The organism is Acinetobacter sp. P37, assembly GCF_057480965.1.
Window position 1 is genome coordinate 73,867 of sequence record NZ_JBLIYY010000013.1, and the last position, 21,215, is coordinate 95,081.

Annotated in this window: 16 protein-coding genes; 15 read left to right on the plus strand and 1 reads right to left on the minus strand. The window is 37.5% G+C overall.

Annotation, left to right across the window (positions count from 1 at the left end):
• The first annotated feature begins 428 nt into the window (after positions 1–428).
• The 14 genes from AC25JC_RS12625 to AC25JC_RS12690 all read left to right on the plus strand — a co-directional run bounded on the left by AC25JC_RS12625 (position 429) and on the right by AC25JC_RS12690 (position 18,741).
• Positions 429–1,040: a hypothetical protein gene (locus tag AC25JC_RS12625; protein WP_180023731.1), complete on the plus strand. Its 612-nt coding sequence runs from the start codon at positions 429–431 to the stop codon at positions 1,038–1,040.
• Between the two features lie 15 nt (positions 1,041–1,055).
• Positions 1,056–1,559, plus strand: a complete 504-nt coding sequence (gene tssB, locus AC25JC_RS12630; protein ID WP_078193364.1) for a type VI secretion system contractile sheath small subunit — start codon at positions 1,056–1,058, stop codon at positions 1,557–1,559.
• Positions 1,552–3,036: a type VI secretion system contractile sheath large subunit gene (gene tssC / locus AC25JC_RS12635; protein ID WP_168379480.1), complete on the plus strand. Its 1,485-nt coding sequence runs from the start codon at positions 1,552–1,554 to the stop codon at positions 3,034–3,036. Before tssB ends, tssC begins: the two co-directional genes overlap by 8 nt.
• A gap of 48 nt (positions 3,037–3,084) precedes the next feature.
• Entirely contained in the window at positions 3,085–3,588 is a 504-nt protein-coding gene (locus AC25JC_RS12640; protein WP_078190771.1) for an Hcp family type VI secretion system effector, read from the plus strand.
• Between the two features lie 70 nt (positions 3,589–3,658).
• Positions 3,659–4,135, plus strand: a complete 477-nt coding sequence (gene tssE / locus AC25JC_RS12645; protein ID WP_180012026.1) for a type VI secretion system baseplate subunit TssE — start codon at positions 3,659–3,661, stop codon at positions 4,133–4,135.
• A 15-nt stretch (positions 4,136–4,150) separates the two neighbouring features.
• Positions 4,151–5,959, plus strand: a complete 1,809-nt coding sequence (gene tssF / locus AC25JC_RS12650) for a type VI secretion system baseplate subunit TssF (RefSeq protein WP_180064162.1) — start codon at positions 4,151–4,153, stop codon at positions 5,957–5,959.
• Positions 5,923–6,915, plus strand: coding sequence for a type VI secretion system baseplate subunit TssG (tssG, locus tag AC25JC_RS12655; protein ID WP_180095180.1), 993 nt, complete (start codon positions 5,923–5,925; stop codon positions 6,913–6,915). Before tssF ends, tssG begins: the two co-directional genes overlap by 37 nt.
• Positions 6,916–6,917: 2 nt before the next feature.
• Positions 6,918–8,363: a hypothetical protein gene (locus AC25JC_RS12660; protein ID WP_486924169.1), complete on the plus strand. Its 1,446-nt coding sequence runs from the start codon at positions 6,918–6,920 to the stop codon at positions 8,361–8,363.
• A gap of 28 nt (positions 8,364–8,391) precedes the next feature.
• Positions 8,392–12,222, plus strand: coding sequence for a type VI secretion system membrane subunit TssM (gene tssM, locus AC25JC_RS12665; protein WP_486924170.1), 3,831 nt, complete (start codon positions 8,392–8,394; stop codon positions 12,220–12,222).
• 57 nt (positions 12,223–12,279) lie between these two features.
• Positions 12,280–13,239, plus strand: a complete 960-nt coding sequence (tagF, locus tag AC25JC_RS12670) for a type VI secretion system-associated protein TagF (protein WP_486924171.1) — start codon at positions 12,280–12,282, stop codon at positions 13,237–13,239.
• A gap of 20 nt (positions 13,240–13,259) precedes the next feature.
• Positions 13,260–14,006, plus strand: coding sequence for an OmpA family protein (locus AC25JC_RS12675; RefSeq protein ID WP_228157211.1), 747 nt, complete (start codon positions 13,260–13,262; stop codon positions 14,004–14,006).
• A 404-nt stretch (positions 14,007–14,410) separates the two neighbouring features.
• Complete coding sequence (locus AC25JC_RS12680) at positions 14,411–16,039, plus strand: long-chain-fatty-acid--CoA ligase (protein ID WP_486924172.1); 1,629 nt, start codon at positions 14,411–14,413, stop codon at positions 16,037–16,039.
• 241 nt (positions 16,040–16,280) lie between these two features.
• Entirely contained in the window at positions 16,281–17,168 is an 888-nt protein-coding gene (locus AC25JC_RS12685) for a DMT family transporter (RefSeq protein ID WP_249733424.1), read from the plus strand.
• A 274-nt stretch (positions 17,169–17,442) separates the two neighbouring features.
• Positions 17,443–18,741 (plus strand): MgtC/SapB family protein, encoded by a 1,299-nt coding sequence (locus tag AC25JC_RS12690; RefSeq protein ID WP_486924173.1) that lies wholly within the window; start codon positions 17,443–17,445, stop codon positions 18,739–18,741.
• Positions 18,742–18,765: 24 nt separating this feature from the next.
• On the opposite strand, the gene yddG is transcribed toward AC25JC_RS12690, so the two are convergent.
• The gene (gene yddG / locus AC25JC_RS12695) at positions 18,766–19,689 is read right to left on the minus strand and encodes an aromatic amino acid DMT transporter YddG (protein WP_486924174.1); all 924 of its coding nucleotides are present in this window, start codon (positions 19,687–19,689) and stop codon (positions 18,766–18,768) included.
• 265 nt (positions 19,690–19,954) lie between these two features.
• Here yddG and AC25JC_RS12700 point away from each other — a divergent pair, with 265 nt between their 5' ends.
• Positions 19,955–20,350, plus strand: a complete 396-nt coding sequence (locus AC25JC_RS12700) for a ferredoxin reductase domain-containing protein (protein ID WP_486924175.1) — start codon at positions 19,955–19,957, stop codon at positions 20,348–20,350.
• The last annotated feature ends 865 nt before the right edge of the window (positions 20,351–21,215 follow it).

The following is a 21,215-nucleotide window of genomic DNA, read 5'->3' on the forward strand; positions in this document are numbered from 1 at the left end:
TTTACAAGTTTGACTGTGATCTCTTTTTTCTTGCTATAAAAATAAAAACTTTAAAATCAACACCTTATATATTTTTAGTGTCTTGCTTTAGGCGATATAATACAGACTAAATAAAAAAAGGAAAAAGATTTTTTTATAAAATGAAACAAAAAAAAACAAATCGTCGACAAACTTTGGGGTATTTGGCACATTTTTGTATTGACTCTATGTGCTTATTTTTTGTTAAATCTGCAGCATATTTTTAATTTTGATAAATGAAGAGAAAACCCACGGGAAAATAAGTGGTGATTTCTCCACATATTCACATAAATTAAGTTTTAGCACGTAGAAATACAGAGGCAATTTTGAATAAATTTAGTGTTTTATTACCTATAATTTTAGCAGCTAGTTTAACACAAACCGTTTTTGCAAAAGATAAAGCGGCATCTGTGAAAAAATCCTGTTTAAAGGATTATCCACTGGCAGTAGGTGATACAGATCCAGAGATTATTGGTTTTTATAATCAGTTATGTGACAAAAAAAATAAGAAAAATGAGAACTTAAAAAATGAAATTTTTGTAGATATTGCCAAAAAATATCAAGCTAATGGTTACAATTTAAAAGCATTGCAAGCGGTCAATCTGCTGCGAGAAAAGAACTATCAGTCGCCTGAACTTACTGATGTCACTTTTTTAGCAGGTATCGCTATTTCTTATAATGCGCTGAATCATATGCGCAGTAATGAAAATCGTACTCTAGATGAACAGACCTATTCTCCTGCCAAAGTGTTGTCGGATAATATTCGTTATATTCAGCCGACGATTGATAAATCTACATCTGCTGCAGCAGATGTTCGTGAAAAAAGTACAGAATCTTCGAGCAATGTGAAATCTAAACAGACAACACCAGCTAAAAAACGAACCAATACAGCGTCTACCAAGTCTAAACAAACGACTACAGCAGCAAGCAAAAAGAAAACTACCACGACAGCAAAAACGCAGACTACAGCGAAAAAACCTGCTGCCAGTGGTTCACCTTTCGATACATTGAAGAATAAATAACAAGGAAAAGCACTCATGGCAAAACGTGAAAGTGTACAGAAAAAACTTCAACGAATTCGTCCTCCTCGTGTTCAATTGACTTACGATGTTGAAGTTGGCGACGGTAAAGAAATTAAAGAGTTACCATTCGTTGTTGGGGTGTTAGGTGATTTCTCTGCGGCATCTGAAGTAGAGAAAACTAAATTAAAAGACAAGAAATTCATTAATGTTGATTTAGATAATATTGATGAGGTAATGGAGTCTTTAGCGCCACGTGCTAATTTTCAAGTTGAGAATACCTTGACTGAAGACGGTGGAAAAATGTCGGTAGATCTTACATTTAAGAGCATGGCCGATTTCACTCCAGAGCAAGTTGTACAACAGGTTGATCCACTACAAAAGTTAGTTGCCGCGCGTGAGCGTCTGTCTGACTTGCGTAATAAAATTTCAAATAATGAACGCTTAGAAGATTTACTGGATGAAGTGTTGCATAACACTGATCAAATTCGTAAGTTGAGTGTGGAGGCAGAAAATGAGTAATTTTAATACTGCAACTGCTGCAAACCTTGAAGCAACTGAAGAATATTCGCTTTTAGATTCAATTGTTGAACAAAGTCGTATTGCGCGTACAGATCAAGAACATGATCGTGCAAAAAGTCTGATCGGTGAACTTGCCAAAGAAGTCATGGCAGGTACCATCACCGTTTCGGACAATATGACTTTATCAATTGATAAGCGTATTGCTGAAATTGATGCGTTGATTTCATCTCAGTTAAGTAAAATCATGCACCATGCTGAATTTCAAAAAATTGAATCGACATGGCGTGGTTTGTATTATTTCTGCCAAGAAACACCTTCAAACTCTTTAACAAAAATTCGTATGTTAAATACGACGAAAAAAGAGCTGATTAAAGATTTCCAAGGTGCGACCGATTTTGACCAAAGCACATTGTTCAAAAAAATCTATGAAGAAGAATATGGATCATTCGGTGGTGCACCTTATGCAACACTGATTGGTGATTTTGAGTTTGACCGTACACCTTCTGATATGTATTTGCTTGAGCAAATTTCACATGTCGCGGCGGCTGCACACGCACCGTTTATTTCGGCTGCAAGCCCAAATATGTTGGGTCTAGAATCTTTTACAGATATTGATCGTCCACGCGATGTGTCTAAAATCTTTGAAACAGCAGAATATGTACAATGGCGTTCATTCCGTGAAAGTGACGATGCGCGTTATGTTGCGTTGACAATGCCACGTGTATTGGGTCGTTTGCCATATGATCCAAAAGAAGGCATTGCCACTGAAGGATTTAACTTCGTTGAAGAAGTTTCAGGTGAAAATCATAATGAATATTTATGGATGAACGCGGCTTATGCCTTTGGTACGCGTTTAACCAATGCATTTGATATGCATGGTTGGTGTGCTGCGATTCGTGGTGTAGAAGGTGGTGGTTTAGTTGAAGGCTTGCCTGTCCATACGTTCAAAACCAATGATGGCGAAGTGGTCTTTAAATGCCCAACTGAAATTGCCATTACTGACCGTCGTGAAAAAGAACTGAGTGACCTTGGTTTTATTCCGTTGGTACACTGCAAAAATACGGATTATGCAGCATTTTTCGGTGCGCAATCGACGCAAAAACCTAAAAAATATGACAGCGATACAGCAAATGCCAACTCTGCATTGTCTAGCCAGATCCAATACATCATGGCAGTTTCACGTATTGCACATTATTTAAAAGCAATGATGCGTGACAAAGTGGGTAGTTTTGCATCAGCTGGTAATGTTGAGACCTTCTTAAATGAATGGTTATCGCAATATGTGTTACTCGATGATGGTGCATCTCAAGAAGCTAAAGCTCAGTATCCATTGCGTGAAGCTTCTGTAAAAGTTGTAGAAAATCCAGCTTTGCCTGGTCACTACAAATCTGTGGTTTTCTTAAGACCACATTTCCAGTTGGATGAGTTGTCTGTTTCATTACGACTTGTGACCGAGTTACCTCAGTCCTCAAATTAATTTTGGGTCAACACTATAATAACTTTAAATAAATAGGTATTCAGAACAATGAAAGATATATACATTCAATTTCGTGGTAAGTACAAAGTAGACGGCGAATCTCGTGATGCAGAGCACAAGAGTTGGTTAGAAGTAAACTCTTGGACGCATAACATCCGTCAACCTAAATCTGCGACTTCTTCAAGTGTGGGTGGTCACACTGCAGAACGTGTAGAGCATTCTGACATGGTTTTTGTTAAAGATTTAGACGCGACAAGCCCTAAACTTTGGGAAGCATGTTCAGCAGGTTATACATTTGATGAAGTTCAAATTGATTTCTACCGTGCGAATGGCGACAAACGTATTAAATATCTTCAAATCAAACTGAAACATGTGTTGGTTTCTAGCGTGACACCAACTGTAAATGATGAAGGTGTTCCACACGAATCATTTGGTTTGAAATATGCTGCAGTAGAGTGGACATATAACCAACAAGATATTAACGGTACTGCGAAAGGTGCTGTTACTAAGAAGTGGTCATTATCTAACAACACTGCTTCATACGCAGCGTAATAGATGGATTCAGATAGAGGCTTACTTGGGTAGCCTCTATTTTCATTTTTTTAAATATTTATAAGAAGATATGAATCTCGATCAGCTTTATCCTTATGGTTTTAGAACGACTTTATTTGACCGCTTATTACCAGCAGATGCTCAGCAGACTCAAGGTCTGTCTTTGCAAGAACTTCGTGAATCTGTTGCTTCCGATTTAGAGGATCTCCTCAATAGTCGGGTGGCAAAGTTAGATGAACTGATTGATGACTTTCCGTTAGCAAAAAAGTCTATTTTGCAATTTGGCATTATCGATTTTGTGGGCTTATCGACAGCAAATCCATCGGATCGCGACAAAATTTGCCAGTCAATTGAGCAATCGATTGCTGCACATGAACCCCGTTTAAAACAGATTCGAGTCGAAATGCTCATGGATGGCCATAATATGGGGGCACTATGTTTAAGTATTCAGGCATATTTAAATATTCATCCTTTATACGAACCAGTTATTTTTGATGCCTTATTAAAACCAACAACACAACAATATGTTATTTCTCCAAGAACTTAATGAAGTGGGTTATCTGTGATTGAAGAGCTGTTACCGTATTACGAAAAACAACTACAGGAATTTGGACAACAGTCCCGTGAGTTTGCCAGTAAATACCCCAAAATCGCCCAGCGTTTGTCTTTAAACCAAGAACAAATAGATGACCCGCATATTGAGCGTTTAATTCAAGCATTTTCTCTAATTTCTGCACGGATTGATAAAAAACTTGCAGATAGTTATGACGTTTTTACCCGTTCAATTTTTGAGGTGATGTTTCCTCAATATTTAAAACCATTTCCTGCATGTTCTGTGGTGAGCTTCGAAGATATAAATAAAATTAAGCAATTAACAGATCGACACGTTATTCCAAAGGCGACCAGTCTAAAAGCCAAAAGTACGCGCGGTGTTCAATGTGAATATCAGACGGTACAAGAAGTCACATTATTACCGATTCAATTAAAACAGCTCAATTTCAAAACTCATCCATCGGCACATATGCATTTAAATCAAAATGCTACATTGAGCTTAGGATTTGAAATTTTTTCGAATAAGCACGCTTTACTCAAAAATGAAACTTTGCCGATATTTTTAGACGCTATTTCTAATTTTCCTTTGCAGGTTTTAGATAGTATTTTTAAATCGACTACAAGTTTTTCGATTCGTGTGGGGCAGCACATTTTTGATATTGCCAATCCATTTGAAATTATGGGCTTTGATGAAGTTCAAAGTGTTCTACCTATCGATCAACATACACATCATGCATATCGTTTACTGATGGAATATTTTTGTGTTCCTGAAAAATTCAATTTTTTAAATCTAAATCTAGATTTCATTAAGTTTTTAAGTTTAGAACATAGTGAATTTGATGTTCAAATGCACTTTAAACTCAATTTAAATGATCAAGCAGCGATTCGAAATTATTCTGAATTAAATGCTGCAAATTTTAAATTGTTTGCTACACCAATTGTTAATCTTTTCAATAAACAAGCAGAGCCGCAAAAGATTAATCATAAGCGAATGGAATATCCATTGGTGACAGATGCACACCATCCTGAATATTTTCAAGCCTATAGCATTTTAAAAATGAATATGGTGCGTGAAAAAAGTAACCAAGATGAAGTGTATTATCCGGTACTGCCTTTTTTTGCAATGAGTCATTATCATCAGGATAAAGTGCAGTTTTTTTATAGTTTAAATCCGCAGCAGATGAAGAATAAACATCAGGAATTAAACTATTCAATCATATCTCGTGCTTTAGACCCACATAGCACTCAGTCCGATTTTATTAGTACTGAACTACTATGTAGTAATCGTGAGTTACCTTACGAAAGTTATAATAAAGATCAAAATGCATTAACTCTGAATGATAGTAATTTGGCCCGTCGTGCCCTGATGCTCAAACGACCGTCGTTACCGTATTATTTTGAGCAAAATAAACAAGAACAGTGGCGGGTCATTTCACATTTATCTTTGAATAATATGTCTTTAATGAAAGGCGATACGGTCTCTCATATTAAAGAACTTTTGGAATTGTATAATTTACCTAAATCGAAAGAAAACCAAATTATTATCGACTCCATAAAAAATATTCAGTTTTCTACCACACAGAAACTTGTAGATAGTAAACCGTTTCCATTATTTGTCAGAGGTTTAAAAGTACAGCTTGATATCGATGCTGATATATTTAGAGGGCATAGCCTGTATATATTTAGTCAATTGCTAGCCCATATCTTTAATTTAAAAGTCAATATGAACAGCTTTGTCGATGTCTCGGTTTTTGATGCAAATAGTCAACAGGAGTTATACCAATGCGTGCAGAACGTTGGTGGCAAGAAAGCTCTGTAATTGACGGACTTTTCCAAGAACCGAAAGCCTACGAGTTTGTTCAAGCTACTCGTTTGTTAAGACATGCACCTTATGGAGCAGCTCAGGTCCATTGGGCCAATGACTTTGAGTTTAATAGTTCACTTAATTTGAACTTCCCGAACACTGAAATTGAAAGTTTAGAGTTCAACGATGAGAAAGTTGAACTGACAAATTTAATGGTGGGTTTAACGGGTATTCAAGGTGCATTACCTTATAGCTATACCAATAAGATTAAGCTGAGCGGGCGACATCAGCGACACGAAACACAAAAGTTTTTAGGGCTGTTTAATCATAAATTAACAGCACATTATGTTGATGCCAGTTTAAATTATCATTTACCTATTCGTTATGAAATCGAGCAGGATAATCACTATCTTGATATTTTACATGCATTAAATGGTTATATCAGTAGCCAGCATGATCAGCCAGATTTAGATGATTATTTTGCTGAATTCTCAGGTTTAATGCAGGGGCAAAACAATACAGCTTATGCATTAAAAACCATGCTGAATTGTATCTTTAAGCAGAAATTTGATATTCGAGAATTTATCCCTGAAACTTTTGTATTTGAAGAAGATCAGAGAACATGTTTAGGTGGATCTCAGCCGAGCTTATTGGGGCTGAATACTTTTTGTGGTGAGAAGATTCAACAGATTGACGAAAAAATTGAAATCGTGATTGGACCTTTAAATCATGAAGATTATTTAACATTTTTACCGAATCAGGCACGCAGCCTAAAATTAAAACAAATGATTCAAACTTGGTGTAGTCCAACATTAATGGTGGATGTGCGCTTAATTTTACAAAAAGAAGAAATAAAACCGGTGTGTTTAAATTCTTTGAGCGGAATTGGTTTAGCTCAGGGAGCATTTTTACAGCCGAATAAACAGGTCGATAATACAGAAACCTGTTATGCCTTAATGGGGAATGCATAATAATGCTGAAATTAATAATTGGAACCTTTAGTGCGCTTTTTGTTTTGTGTACTGCTTTCGTGATTTTTTACTGGCGAGATACAGGCTATGATCCGACGGCTTTCGATTTAGTCACATACTTTTTACTTCTTCCTTTAGCTTTATGTGCAATTATTTTGTCGCCTTATTTGCTTTACAAGGGCATTCAACATCAAAAAGAAAAAAAACTTGAAGCTGAAAAACGTGCAGAAGAACAAGCTGAGCAACAACAACTTGAGGCCATTGAACAAGCAAAACCGAAGCCTATTGATGTACAGCAATTTCGTTTAAATGTTTATTCTTCAGCGGCTTGGCATAGTTTTGGTGAAAACGAACAAATTATCCAAGATATTCAACAATTCAAAAGTCCTGAACTCGATGATAAATTATTCAATGCATACGGTTTGCCTGTTCTTTCATTTCGAATCAAAGATTTAGATGAACTTACTAGTGAAGAAGCAGATGATGAATTTAGTGCCATCACCATGCGTGAAAAACGAATCCAGTCACTTATTCAGCAACAACTAGAGCAACACGTTGAAAGTCTATTTTTAATTGCTGAGCATCTGAAGCAATCAGCACTCTTTTATGATAGTGAATTGGCATATCAGTACCGTATGCATCCGGGTTGGGTGGATCCAGATTATACGCAAGATGAAAATCCAGAACATTTGGCGAACACTGCACAGCAAGTTTCACGTCTAAACCGTTTAAATGTCCATATTTTGCTTGCTGATAATTTGATTCATCAATGGAATGATGATTATGCTCAAATTATTCAGCAGTATCTATCTGACGGATTTTCGATCATTCCCGAACAAATTCATATCGAGCCACATTTTATCGGCACTCAAGTCGCTTATTCAGAATGGTTAAGCATTTTAGAGATGATTTCAAAACAAAAGTTTGAAGTCAGTTTGATTCTGAATGCTGACTCTGAAATCGACCAAGAATGGATTGATGAAAAGATGTGGTTACAAGAAAAATACATTGCTGCAGAGTTTGCATCGAGTTGGTGTTTGGCTGCTTCAGACGTTCAAGTTCGAGGTTTAACTCCAAATAAAGTGCTACAAGTGGTGGCACATGAGCCTGAGTTGAAACGTAATTTAGAGCTTAAAGCACTGAATAATTTAGATCAGTATGATCAAGAACAACCCTTTTTATTGATGTTAGATGATGCAACAGATATGAAAGTGGTGAAAAAATTACAGCATAAATTTAATGAAACCGCGATTGAAACCTATCATTTTTTATATACAAAACAGAATCTTGGAAATACCCAGCAATTGGCAAAAATTTTTGGATTCATGTTGGGTATGCACTTGCCAGAAGAGTTAACTGCCATGATTTATAGCACAGACCAAGAATCGACATTTGCTTTTATTCAAGCATTTTCAGTAGAAGATGAACTTGAACAAGAAACTGTTTAATTAGAATTAAGACGAAATTGAGAACATTGTGAACACACTATTTTATACGATCCTCGGTTATGTTTGGCAGTACGTCACCAATCCTAAAGCGATGGTGGCTTTGTCATTTTTTGTGGCTATTGTTGCCATGCATAATTCGATTCCGCAAAAGACTTTTTACATTGTGGTTGCTGTTTATATTCTCGGATTAATTCTGTGGGGTATTTATGAATTAGTGCAGCATTATCGTCATAAACAGCAAGGCGAAGAGCTTGCTGAGGCGATTGCCAAAGATAATGAAGCTGAATACGGTAAACAAAAGAATAAAGAAGAACTTGCGCTGATCAATCAGCAAATGAAAGACTCGATTCAACTTATCCGTAAATCAAAACTTGGCGATAAAAAGGGTAATGCAGCGCTATATGAATTACCTTGGTACATGGTGATTGGTAACCCAGCAGCGGGTAAAAGTTCGGCGATTTATAATTCTGGCCTTAGATTTCCATTTGAAGAAACCCATCAGAAAATGGTGTCAGCAGGTTTAAGTGGGACACGTAACTGCGATTGGTTTTTCTCTACAGATGGTGTGTTACTCGATACCGCAGGTCGATATTCAGTTTATGCCGAAGACCATTCTGAATGGTTAGGCTTTTTAAATATTCTAAAGAAAAACCGTTCTAAAGCGCCGATTAACGGTTTAATCGTAATTGTTTCTGTGGCTGAGCTTGTCAGTCAAAGCCCTGAAAAATCAATCAAATTAGCCAAAAACTTACGCGCACGTATACAGGATTTGACTGAACGTTTAGAAATTTTTGCGCCAGTGTATATCGTTTTTTCAAAAATGGATTTGATTGCCGGCTTTACTGAATTTTTTGATTGTTATGATAAGGATGAATTTGATCAAGTTTGGGGTGCAACACTGCCTTATGATCCAGACTCATCTGAGCATGCTGTTGAGATGTTCGAAAAGCATTATTCAATTTTATACGATGGTTTGAAGAGCGTCAGTACAACGCACTTGAGTCGTCGTCATTCGCAAAATATTTCTCCAAGTGTAATGACATTTCCGCTTGAGTTTAAAAGTTTAAAGCCAGTGTTAAAAACGTTTATTGGTACGTTGTTTCAAGACAACCCCTATCAGTTTAAACCGGTATTCCGTGGGTTCTATTTCACCAGTGCGTTGCAAGAAGGTGTAATTGAAAGTCCGATGACCGAACAAATTGCTGAAGATTTTCATTTGGTGAAAAGTACGGATAGTGAGTTTGGCATTCCTACGAATTCTGTTTCGCAAGACCATGGTTATTTCTTAAAAGGACTCTTTTCAACCGTCATTTTAAAAGATAAAAATCTAGTTAAACAACATATCAATCCTGCACGTAAACGTCAGCGCTTTATGGCATTTATTGCTGCATTGTTATTGGTTGCTGTGGTTCTTGGATTATGGGTTTGGTCGTATCGCAATAACCAACAACTCGTGGCAGAAGTTCAGGCAGACCTAGACAAAGTTGTACAAATGGAAAGCCGTAGCGGAAGTGAGCTTTCGACTCAATTGGATGCATTGCTGATATTACAAGGGCATTTACAGCAGCTTGATCATTTTGATGAAGATCGTCCTTTGAAATATAGCTTTGGTTTATACCAAGGGAATAAGATTCGTGAAAAACTCAAAGTTGAGTATTTACGTGGTATTCAACAAATTGTATTAGCACCATCTCAGCAAAATATGGCGCAGTACTTACAACGCGTTAAAGCCAATGAGGCGACGTTGAAAGAAAATCACGTCAATGTGCAAATCACTCAAGCTGTGAAATCAAATCAGCCATATTTAGAACCATCGGATACAAATCCTCAGGATGCATACAATGCACTGAAGGCGTATTTGATGATGAGCAATCATAAATATATGGAATCGAGCCATTTGAGTGACCAAGTCACCCGTTTCTGGCGTTCATGGTTAGATTCAAATCGTGGTCAAATGCCACGTGGGGAAATGATTCAAAAAGCAGAACAAGTTTTATCTTATGCGATGACTTTAGCTGCTGATCCTGCGTTCCCGCAAATGGAATCTGATCCTTTATTAGTAGATCAAACACGTCAATTATTGACGGCTGTTACCATGGGTATTCCCGCACGTGACCGCGTTTATAATGAAATTAAAATGCGTGGTTCGGTACGCTTCCCAGCAGTGACAGTGAAGCAAATATTAGGTGAAACAGGCCAAAACAGCATGTTGGGTAGTTATGCCTTGCCGGGTATCTTTACTTACCAAGCTTGGAATGATTATGTAAAAGAAGCGATTAACCAAGCCGCGAATAATCCGACGGATACTCAAGATTGGGTACTCAATACCAATCGATCGGATGACCTGACATTTAGTGGTAGTCCAGATCAGATCAGTAAACAGTTAACCGAACTTTATAAACAGGAATATATCGCTGAATGGCGTAAATTCTTAAATGCAGTACATTATGGCAAAGGCGCAGATGTCGCTCAGCAGTCACGTTTTATCGATATTTTAGGTGAACCTGAAAATTCGCCAATTCGTAAAGTGGTTGACCGTATTGCGAAAGAAACCAGTTGGGATAATCCAATTGTTCAAGCAGAACTGGCTGCACCTCAGAAAGGCTTTATTGCGTGGTTTAAACGTAAAGTCCTCAGCCGTGATGATGCGCAGCAGGCACAGCAAGTGGCTTCTAAAGCAGGTCAAGGTGTTATTGCAAAAGAATTTGATGTGTTCTATCAATTGGTTCGTAAGCGTGATGATCAGCAAAACAAATCTATTTTAGATGAATACATGCTGTCTTTGAGTCAAGTGCGCAGTAAGTTCAATGATTTGAAGAGTGGCGGTGATATGGGACCTGCAAGCATGACATTGGTGAAGCAAACCATCAATGATCAAAGCTCTGTCTTTAATAGCACGCAAAAATTTGTGGATGAAAAAATGTCTGTGGGTCTGAATGAATTAGATCAACAGTTGATTCAAAAACTCTTTATGCAGCCGGTGACTCAGTCATTTGAAGTTCTTTTGATTCCAGCTCAAAACGAAATTAATAAATTATGGGCAATGCAGGCGTATCAACCATTTACAACCAATCTTGCGCCTAAATATCCATTTAATAGCAATGCCACTTTACAAGCGACCAGTAATGAAATTAGCCAAATTTTTGGTGAAAACGGAAGTATCGCTCGCTTTGTAAAAGAATATTTAGATCCATTGGTGATTCGTCGTGGCTATACCTTAACCACGAAAACATGGAAAGATTTGGGCATTGGTTTAAATCCACAATTTGTAGCGAATTTCCAACGCTATGTTGCGCCAAGTAATGGCGTTGCTACAGGGGAATTGAGTCAAGCAGCACCTGCGGCAACCAATCAATCGAACTTCCAGTTCTTCCCATTAGAAAATACACAGTTGCTTTCATATACCATTGATATTGATGGTCAGCGTATGGTGTATGAAAACGGTGTTCAGCAATGGGTGAACTTCGTTTGGCCAAATAAAGGGGCAATTCCGGGTGCACGTATTACTGCAATTGACTTGGAAGGTCAAACGCATACGATTTTTGATGAGCCGGGTGAATATGGTATTAACCGATTGGTTGAAGGCGCTCAGCGTACACAAAATGGTAATTCATTTGAAATGGTGTGGCGTAGCAAACAAAATCCAAAAGTGTTTGTTAAAGTGAATTTCCGTTTAATAAGTGGTAACGCATCTGGCCCAACTACAGGTTCAGGCTATTCAGGTATGACTCTTGTTGATCAAGTGGTGACGAATAAAGGTGTTCGTGTCGTCGCAGCGCAAACGATGCCTGCAGGACAAGCGCCTGTAGCGCCAGCGACTTCACCGATGAGTGTTGTACAAGGAACAGCAACACCATGATGATGAATTTAAAAATGAGAGCGGTGGCATTCGTGCAAAAGAACAAGGAGTGTGACGATGTATGAAGTGAGAACGACACCGCTGTATTATGGAAAATGTCCAGCTCGTGGTGACTTCTTAAAGAGCCGTGAACAATATTCACTGATTCAGTTAATCGATCAGTGGATCACGGAGGCGCTTGAGTTCGCTATGCGTTCAGACGATTTTAATGCAGCGTATAACTCACTGCCTTCATTAGATTTCTTTATTGCCAGTCCAAAAGATAAGCGTTTTTTGGTTGCCAATTTGATTAGTAGTGAAGACAGTTCAAAGCGTCAATTTCCAATGGTGCTCGCTCATCTGCTAGAAATCGATGATCCTTTCGATAATATTTTGTATGCACCTTATCGTTATAAACAAACCTTAATTGACTTATATCAGCGTAACCGAGTGATGCGTTCTATTCGCGATCCCGATATTTTGCTCGATAAATTAGGCAAACTGAATAACGAAATTCAAGTGTTCGGGACAGAAGAAACCTCTTCTTTTTATGAGCATCATACGTTGCATTCATTTGCACGTTTATTGAATTTTACGCCTTATCAGTTGGCGCAAAGCATGATTGGTCTCGGTTTGCTGCTACAACCGATTATTCATCAGGGTACGTCTCGGTTGAATAAAGTGCTGATCTTACCAATCAATAATATTAGTTACTGCTATGAAATTGCGGCGTTTTGGGTCAATTTAATTAGTCGTTTTGTCGAAAACCAAGATGCTGAGTTACTCATTGGCATCCTACACAGTGATTCACCTGTTTTACTGTTTGGTTTTCAAGGTGCTGATATTACAGCGCTGAGTGATGTTTTCACCCAAAATATGCAAAGTGATCATTGGGTTTCCCTGATCGATGCCAGTTGGATTGATCCTTATCTTGAACAAAATGCAGGCTTAGCCGTTTTGGAACAGTCTTTGAGTGAGCGTCAGATCAGCCTTATTCATGGCATTAAACTTTTTAGACAGACTTTTATAGAAGAATAATGATGCAAAGAATCTTACCAATGTTGCCCAAATTTCTTGCGAGTGTATGCATTTTAGGCTGTTCGGCTTTGCTCTGGGCAGAGCCTATTGTGATTGAAGGCGCTGTACCGAATGAAGCAACCAAGCAAGAAATATTAAATAAAGCCTATTTGACTTATGGTCAGGCAAATGTGGTTGATAAAATTCAGGTTCGAGCGGTTACTGCACCCAATGGTTGGGGCAATAGCGTAAGCCAGATGATTAATGATGACTTAAAGAAAGTAAAACAGGGGAAACTCTCTGTACGCGGAACGCAAGTCGATTTAAGTGGAAAGATGTCAAATCAAGATGATATCCAACCCACGACCACCAAGTTTCAGTCTTTGGTCACAGCACCTTTTCGTTTCAATGCACAGCTTTCTGTCAATCAGGCTGAACAGGCCATTATTGATGCGGCTTTACGTAATCGTATTATTGAATTTGAATCTGGAAGCGCGATTTTAGCACCATCTGGGGTACAGATCTTAGATGAAATGGTTATCGCACTGAATCGCGTCGGTGGGAAAAAAGTACGAATTATTGGTCACACAGACAGCTCAGGGAATCCTGAGAAAAACTTAAGTTTAAGCCAAGATCGTGCTAATGCAGTTAAAAACTACCTGATTTCAAAGAATATTGCGGCGGCGAACTTAAGTACTGAAGGGATGGGCTCAAATAAGCCTGTAGCAGACAATGCTACGCCTGAAGGCCGTAAGAAAAACCGTCGTATTGAGTTTGAAGTGCTGTAACTATTTCAACTTAACTACAACGGCTAATGCAACGAATGAACCCAGTGTATCTAGACTGGGTTTTTTTATGCTAATTGACTCAGTCGATTATTTGATAACTGAAAACGACATTTTTTAAAGCAGCAGTGTTATAACTAAATAAGACTATATTTTGAATAGGGCTAAAGCTTTAATTTTTGCATTTTATACCACTAAAGCATTCATATTTTGAGCAATAAAACAGTGGATTCTAAAATCAATTAAGGTTAAAACATAAGAATCAGTTTTGGATATGCGTTTCATATCTACTGCTTTAACCTTGTCGATAAAGAACAATCACTTTTGACATGGTGCAAAGTTTTAAAAAATCTGCAGGACAGTGCGGAAAAACAACAACTCAATATGGATGAATGTGGGAGCAAAGAATGCTTGGTAATATGATGTTTAAACCGCTTTTGATTAGTAGCATGATTGAACATGCGGGTCGCTATCATGCGGATAGTTTAGTCATTTCAAAAAATACAGACTCGACGATTACGAAAACCACTTGGGGTGAAGTCCATAAAAATTCAAAACGATTTGCCAATGTTCTTGCATCACTCGGTTTAAATTTAGGGGATCGTGTTGCGACCATCGCTTGGAATAACCATCGTCACTTAGAGTCTTGGTACGCTATTTCAGGTAGTGGTTATGTATGTCACACCATTAATCCACGTTTATTTCCAGAACAATTAATTTTTATCATCAATGATGCCGCTGACCGCGTGATGTTATTTGATAAAACCTTTTTGCCTTTAATCAAAGCAGTAAAACCACTATTAAAATCTGTTGAACATTTTATTTGTTTAGATTCACCGGATGCAGCAATTGTCGAAGCGGTGCCAGATGTTAAATTTTATGATGAACTTATCACGGGACAATCTGCAGACTATACATGGCCAGAATTAGATGAATTATCGGCTAGTTCTTTATGTTATACCTCGGGTACCACAGGCAATCCAAAAGGCGTGTTGTATAGCCATCGTTCAACAGTCTTACACAGTTATGCGATTTGTATGCCGGATTCATTAAATATCTCAGCGCGAGATATTATGATGCCCGTTGTACCGATGTTCCATGTCAATGCATGGGGTACGCCATACGCTGCGGCAATGGTGGGATGTACTTTAGTGCTGCCAGGCCCAGGTTTAGATGGTGCGAGCCTAACGCAAATGATTGATGACTATAAAGTATCTGTTGCATTGGGCGTTCCAACGATTTGGCAAGGTTTAATTAATGCTGCGCAGCAAGCGGGTAGTCAGCTCCAGAGTTTAGTGCGTAATGTAGTTGGTGGATCTGCTTGCCCACCTGCGATGTTAAAAGTATTTAAAGAACAATTTAACTGTGAAACAATTCATGCTTGGGGAATGACCGAAACCAGTCCATTAGGTTCTTCAAACCAATTTAAAGCCAAACATTTGTTATTATCTGAAGAAGAACAATTACAAGTACGATTATCACAAGGTCGTCCGCCATTTGGAGTTGATTTACGTATTACCGATGAAGAAAACGGTACACACGAAGTTGCACGTGATGGAGAAACGACGGGTAATTTACAGATCCAAGGGCATTGGATTATTGGCAATTACTTTGGCAAAACAGAGTCTGCATTAACCTCAGATGGTTGGTTTGATACCGGGGATATTGCAACCCTGAACGAAGACGGTTTCTTAAAAATTAGTGACCGGTCAAAAGATTTGATCAAATCTGGCGGTGAATGGATTTCTTCTGTTGAGTTAGAAAACTTGGCTATGGGACATCCTAAAATTGCAATGGCAGCAGTGATTGCAGCGACTCATCCGAAATGGGATGAGCGACCTGTTTTGATTGCAATTAAAAAGCCAGATGTCGATTTATCTGATACAGAAATTTTGGATTATTATGCAGATAAAGTCGCTAAATGGCAGGTGCCAGATAAAGTGATTTTCGTGGATGCTATTCCTTTGAGCGGAACAGGTAAAATGCTGAAAAAAGATCTACGTGAGCAATTTGGTGCTGTACTACTTGAAAGCTAACTTACTGTAAGTTACCAACTAAATATTGGTAAAGAGCAAAACGCAAAGGTAACATGCCTTTGCGTATTTTTATAAAAACTTAAATTTTGATAAATACCATATTCTTAATATGAGGTTTTTAAATAAAATTTTTTCAATGAATCCATAACCAAGTTCAATGAATAATCTAGCCGTGTTGGGTCGCATTCAATTCAATAAAAGCGTAAATTGATGAGGCATCCACCGTTAAACCACCTTTCTTATGTTTCCAGTTTGGATCTTATTCACTTTAATGGCTGCTTTTATGCAGTCATGGCGCAATGCATTTCAAAAACAACTCAGTACCACTGTTGATGTGTATGGTGTCACCCTTGCACGGTTTATTTTTGGGCTCCCATTTGCCTGCATTTATTTATTTGTGCTGTACCAACAACAGCCTGTGATTCAGGTGACCACATTTACACCTATGTTTTGGATCTATGTTGTGATTGCAGGACTAAGTCAAATTTTAGCGACGATTTTAATGGTCTTGCTTTTTAAACAAAAGAATTATGCCATCGGTGTCGGTTTAGCGAAAAGTGAAGCCATCTTTGCGGCCATAGTGGGGGTGATTTTCTTAAGTGAACATTTAAGTTTATTTGGTTGGATTGGTGTTTTGGTTGGTGGCATAGCCGTTTTTCTTTTAAGCAAAGGTTCTCAACGACAAAAGTTATCTTTGCCAACTTTATGCATCGGTGTAGGGAGTGGATTAAGTTTTGCCATTACCTCTTTATTGGTTCGTGAAGCCAGTTTAGAGCTAAGTGATTTACCGACTTTGCATCGTGCGGCGTGGGTATTGTTGAGTGTAATTGGCTTTCAATGTGTAATTATGCTGCTGTACCTCAGTCTATTTAGCCGCAAAACGCTCATTGCCATGTGGGATAGAGTCGGTCTGACCTTTCGCGTTAGTGTCTGTAGCTTTCTAGCATCCTTGGGCTGGTTTACTGCTATGAGTATGCAAACGGTTGCGATTGTCAAAACCCTAGGTCAAATCGAAATCTTATTTAGCCTCTTAATCTCTGCCTATTTCTTTAAGGAAAAACTCGCAAGAACCGATCATTGGGGTTTAGCCCTAGTGGTGATTGCTGCGATTATGGTGATTTGGGCTTAATGTGTGCTTTAAACAGACATGAAGGTAAAAAAGTCCGAATTTAAGTCAGATTTTCGAATATTTTTTTAATTAAAAGATGAGAAATATTTGATGTCCACTAGGATATTTATCATGGAATTGTTTATGATTTAAAGTATGACTAAACTTTGAACATGATTGAAAATGCTCAAGTTGTTCAATTTATATGTTTTTTTCAAATTTTAGCGTTAAATTTTTATATTATTTTTTATTTATATTGCCAAAATAAACAATGTATTGATGGGAGGGCTTAAATTTGGAAATACTCATACAAACATTATCCTTCCCAGCGTTGTTAACTATTTTAGCTTCGGCTTTAGGCTGTGGGTTGCTCATCGGTTTGGAGCGTCAACGTAACAACAATTTGGACAGTGAACAGAGCTTTGCCGGTTTACGCTCATTTACCATTTGTGCGCTGTTTGGAGCATTGTGTTTTTTAATCCATTTAGCTGTTGGTGTAATCGGTGCAATTGTCGTCAGTATGTTTAGCTATTATGGATTAAGCCAGCAAAAACAAGATATTGGAACAACCACTGAACTTGCTTTTGTCATGACTTATTTGATCGGTGCCGCTTGTGTTTTTAATATTCCACTTGCTGCGTGTTTGGCTGTGGTGTTGACCCTCATATTATTTGGAAAAAAAGGCTTACATCATTTTGCAGTGCATTGGATCAAAGACTATGAGTTAAGAGATGGGGTCTTTTTACTGGCATTGATCCTAATTGCCTTACCTTTAACGCCGAATCAAGCCTATTGGGGTTCAGTATTAAATCCCTATGTGATTTTAAAATTACTGATATTGATCTTGGTGGTGCAGTCATTAGCGCACATCGCCAAGCGGCTATTATCCTCTGATAAAGCGATTATCTTATCGGCCTTGGCATCAGGTTTTGTGTCGAGCACAGCAACAATCGCAAGCTTAGGGATGGAAGTACGAGCAGGAAAAGCCAGTGCCAAAAGTAATGCAGGGGCAGGACTTTTTTCATGTGTTGCGACATTGGTTCAACTCTTGATCATCGTCCTTGGGGTGAGTTTTGCATGGTTTAAAATATTAGTTATACCAAGTATCGTCGGCATCTTGATATTAGTCCTTGCTGCGCTATATCTGATTTATGGCTCGTCTCAAGTTCAGCATAATAAAGAGACAGAACCCGAAAAACTTTGTGTAGAAGCGAATGAACCAGCGCCGTTAGAAAATACCGATAGTCGAATGTTTAGCTTAAAACAGGCGGCAATCATTGCCATCACGCTCACTTTGATCCAAGCACTTGTGTATGGATTAAATCTCGCTTTAGGTGATAAAGGCTTAATTTTAGGGACATTATTAGCATCACTCTTTGAAGTCCATGCAGCTATGGCAACCGTTGTGATGCAAGGTAATATCGATAATTTGACACTGGTTTATGCTGTGGTGATTGGATTATCAGCCCATGCAATTTCAAAATGTGTGAATGCATTTCTCACAGGTGGATGGAAATATTTTCTATATTTTGCACCAACACAGTTACTTCACATGCTGTGCCTAATCGCGGTTTTGTTATTCAGTTTAAGATAATCAGAGGCAATTAACTGCGCCATATTATTCATGACGCAATTGCATTAATTTTGCTTTTATTTGTGGCCAACTGGTTGAAATCCAACATACCAGCGAACCTAATGTCACCAAAATGGCACCATGCCAAAAACTTAAACTCAGTGGTGTCTGTAATATAAACATTGAAATAACCGAAGAAAAAATCGGACTAAAATACGATAAAGTCACCAATATCGTAATATTGCCTTTTATAATACCTACATTCCACGCTGCATAGCCCAATGCAGTCACGATGGACACGATTAACATATACATACCGGTATGTAAGTCTACGGTAGGCATTTGCGGAATACCGTGAAATATCAACATTTTTAGCCATAGTACAATGGTAATTACGACGAAAAAGAATGAAATAGGGTTATGTCCATGACTGTATTTACGTGTAATCACACAGTAGAGTGACCATAAACTAGCGCCCATAAAAGCAAGAAAATAGCTTAATGGATTGGACTGAATGTTGGTAAAGACTGTAGACCAGTTAAAACTTCCGTTAACAGTTTGGATTAAAATAATGCCGCCCAAACTAATGGCTAAACCAATGATTACGAAAAAGTTAAATTTTAATTCTTTAAATAATATTAACGCGGCAATTGTCAGACTCGGCCATAAATAATTGACCAAACTGATTTCAATCGCTTGTTGAGCTGTTTGAGCCAAAGCAATGGCATACGAAAAACACAACTCATAAATCACAAATAAAAGGGTGGCATATATCAAAAATTGGCGCGGAACCAGTTTAAGGTTTGGAATTTTAAATAAGAGCAATAGAATAATTGCGCTCAAGGTATACATAAAGAGCACAGCAAGATCAGGGCCAATACTGAAACTAATTTTCTTAAGTAAACCAACAATAGAAGACCATTGTAAGATTGCACTGAATCCAATCAGCGTTGCAAGATTTTTGGACATGATTGCTCGAAGATTTCGCAAATAGCGAATGAATTTTTAATTTTTATTATAGTCTTTATTCAGTCGTTTAGTATAAGCGTGAAATTATCAAACTCTATTTAATTAAAAAGATTTAGAGCTCGTCGTACGTCAAGAGCAGCATGGCGATGAACTAGGTTTAGGTTCTGGTTTATTAACACAAGATTTAAAACTTGGTCAATATATTCATACCTGTATTCGTGCGAATCCAAATTTTCACTTAGCAGAAGGCGTTCACTCTGCGATTTTGATTTGCAATGGCTCAGGAATGGCGAGTTTGCTTTCACATCTAAGGCAACGCGTCGCAACGGTGCACAATCAAAACTGGTTTATTTATGGTGAACGTCAACAAGCTTTCGATGCAATTTTTGCTGATGAACTGCATGAATTACAAAACCAAGGTAAAATTGCAGAAATCGATCGGGTATTTTCTCGTGATGGATTTGCTGAAAAGTATGTGCAAGATGTCCTAGTTGTAAAAAAAGCTGAATTGATTGATTGGCTAGAGCAAGGGGCTTGTCTCTATATCTGCGGCAGTTTGAATATGGCTAAAGCGCTAGATGCCACTTTGCAAGAGATACTGGGCATTGAACAACTGCATACACTGTGTAAAGCAGGTCGTTACCGCCGTGATGTGTATTAAATAATTGATGTCTACTGAAGAAGTAAAGTAATGAGATGGATCGTTAGTTTAAAAAGGAATAATAATGGATAAATTTGTAATTAGAGTTTATCACGATTATAAAAGGCTAATTATAGCTATTTTTTTTATTATTGAGTTTTTTATTTTTTTAATAAAGTATTACTTTTTTGGGATAGGTTTCTGGAGTTTTATTGGTGCAGTAGTTTTTTTTATTATCTTTGTTGATCTAATTTATAATGGGAGTTATTTGTTGATCGGGAAGATAAAAAAAGAAAGTGAAGTTTATGAATATTATATTAGGTTTATCTATATTTTTGTAATTTATTTATTTTCAATATATTGCATTGTTGAGTGAAGAGTAAAATTTAAAAATTATGAGTAAATATTTTTTTTAATATTTTGTAAAGTTTTGCTCGTTTATGGCTCTATTGCATAAAGATTCTTAAGGCAGACCACCATAAGTCACTAAAAATTAAGTAACTTACTTGGATATGAGGTGGGCCTAATCAAAATCTTTTGTCTTTTCCAAAGCATGGATTAATCAATTGCTAGCCAATCTTATTGTTTGAATCTTTTATTTGGAACTGAGTGAAAATGACTTATGAGTATAAATTAATTTTCAGAGTTAGGTGTTTTGATTTTACAAAGACATTTCATCATGACGCTTTAAATTTATCAATAATTAAGTATAGTTATACCATTAAAAAATTACTAGATTAAACAAACAATGAGAATGCATATTTTTTTAAATTCCTTACTTACGATGTATTAAGCCTCTTTCATAAATCAAAAAACGAACAGTCTCTTGCTGATTATTTGTACCGAAGAATTTTAAATATTCATGCATAATCTGCGGATGAAATAC

Bases quoted from the DNA above. Each gene is read 5' to 3' on its own strand.
- tssB (WP_078193364.1), top strand. From the start codon at position 1,056: ATGGCAAAACGTGAAAGTGTACAGAAAAAACTTCAACGAATTCGTCCT.
- tssC (WP_168379480.1), top strand. From the start codon at position 1,552: ATGAGTAATTTTAATACTGCAACTGCTGCAAACCTTGAAGCAACTGAA.
- AC25JC_RS12640 (WP_078190771.1), top strand. From the start codon at position 3,085: ATGAAAGATATATACATTCAATTTCGTGGTAAGTACAAAGTAGACGGC.
- tssE (WP_180012026.1), top strand. From the start codon at position 3,659: ATGAATCTCGATCAGCTTTATCCTTATGGTTTTAGAACGACTTTATTT.
- tssG (WP_180095180.1), top strand. From the start codon at position 5,923: ATGCGTGCAGAACGTTGGTGGCAAGAAAGCTCTGTAATTGACGGACTT.
- AC25JC_RS12660 (WP_486924169.1), top strand. From the start codon at position 6,918: ATGCTGAAATTAATAATTGGAACCTTTAGTGCGCTTTTTGTTTTGTGT.
- tagF (WP_486924171.1), top strand. From the start codon at position 12,280: ATGTATGAAGTGAGAACGACACCGCTGTATTATGGAAAATGTCCAGCT.
- AC25JC_RS12675 (WP_228157211.1), top strand. From the start codon at position 13,260: ATGTTGCCCAAATTTCTTGCGAGTGTATGCATTTTAGGCTGTTCGGCT.
- AC25JC_RS12680 (WP_486924172.1), top strand. From the start codon at position 14,411: ATGCTTGGTAATATGATGTTTAAACCGCTTTTGATTAGTAGCATGATT.
- AC25JC_RS12685 (WP_249733424.1), top strand. From the start codon at position 16,281: ATGTTTCCAGTTTGGATCTTATTCACTTTAATGGCTGCTTTTATGCAG.
- yddG (WP_486924174.1), bottom strand. From the start codon at position 19,689: ATGTCCAAAAATCTTGCAACGCTGATTGGATTCAGTGCAATCTTACAA.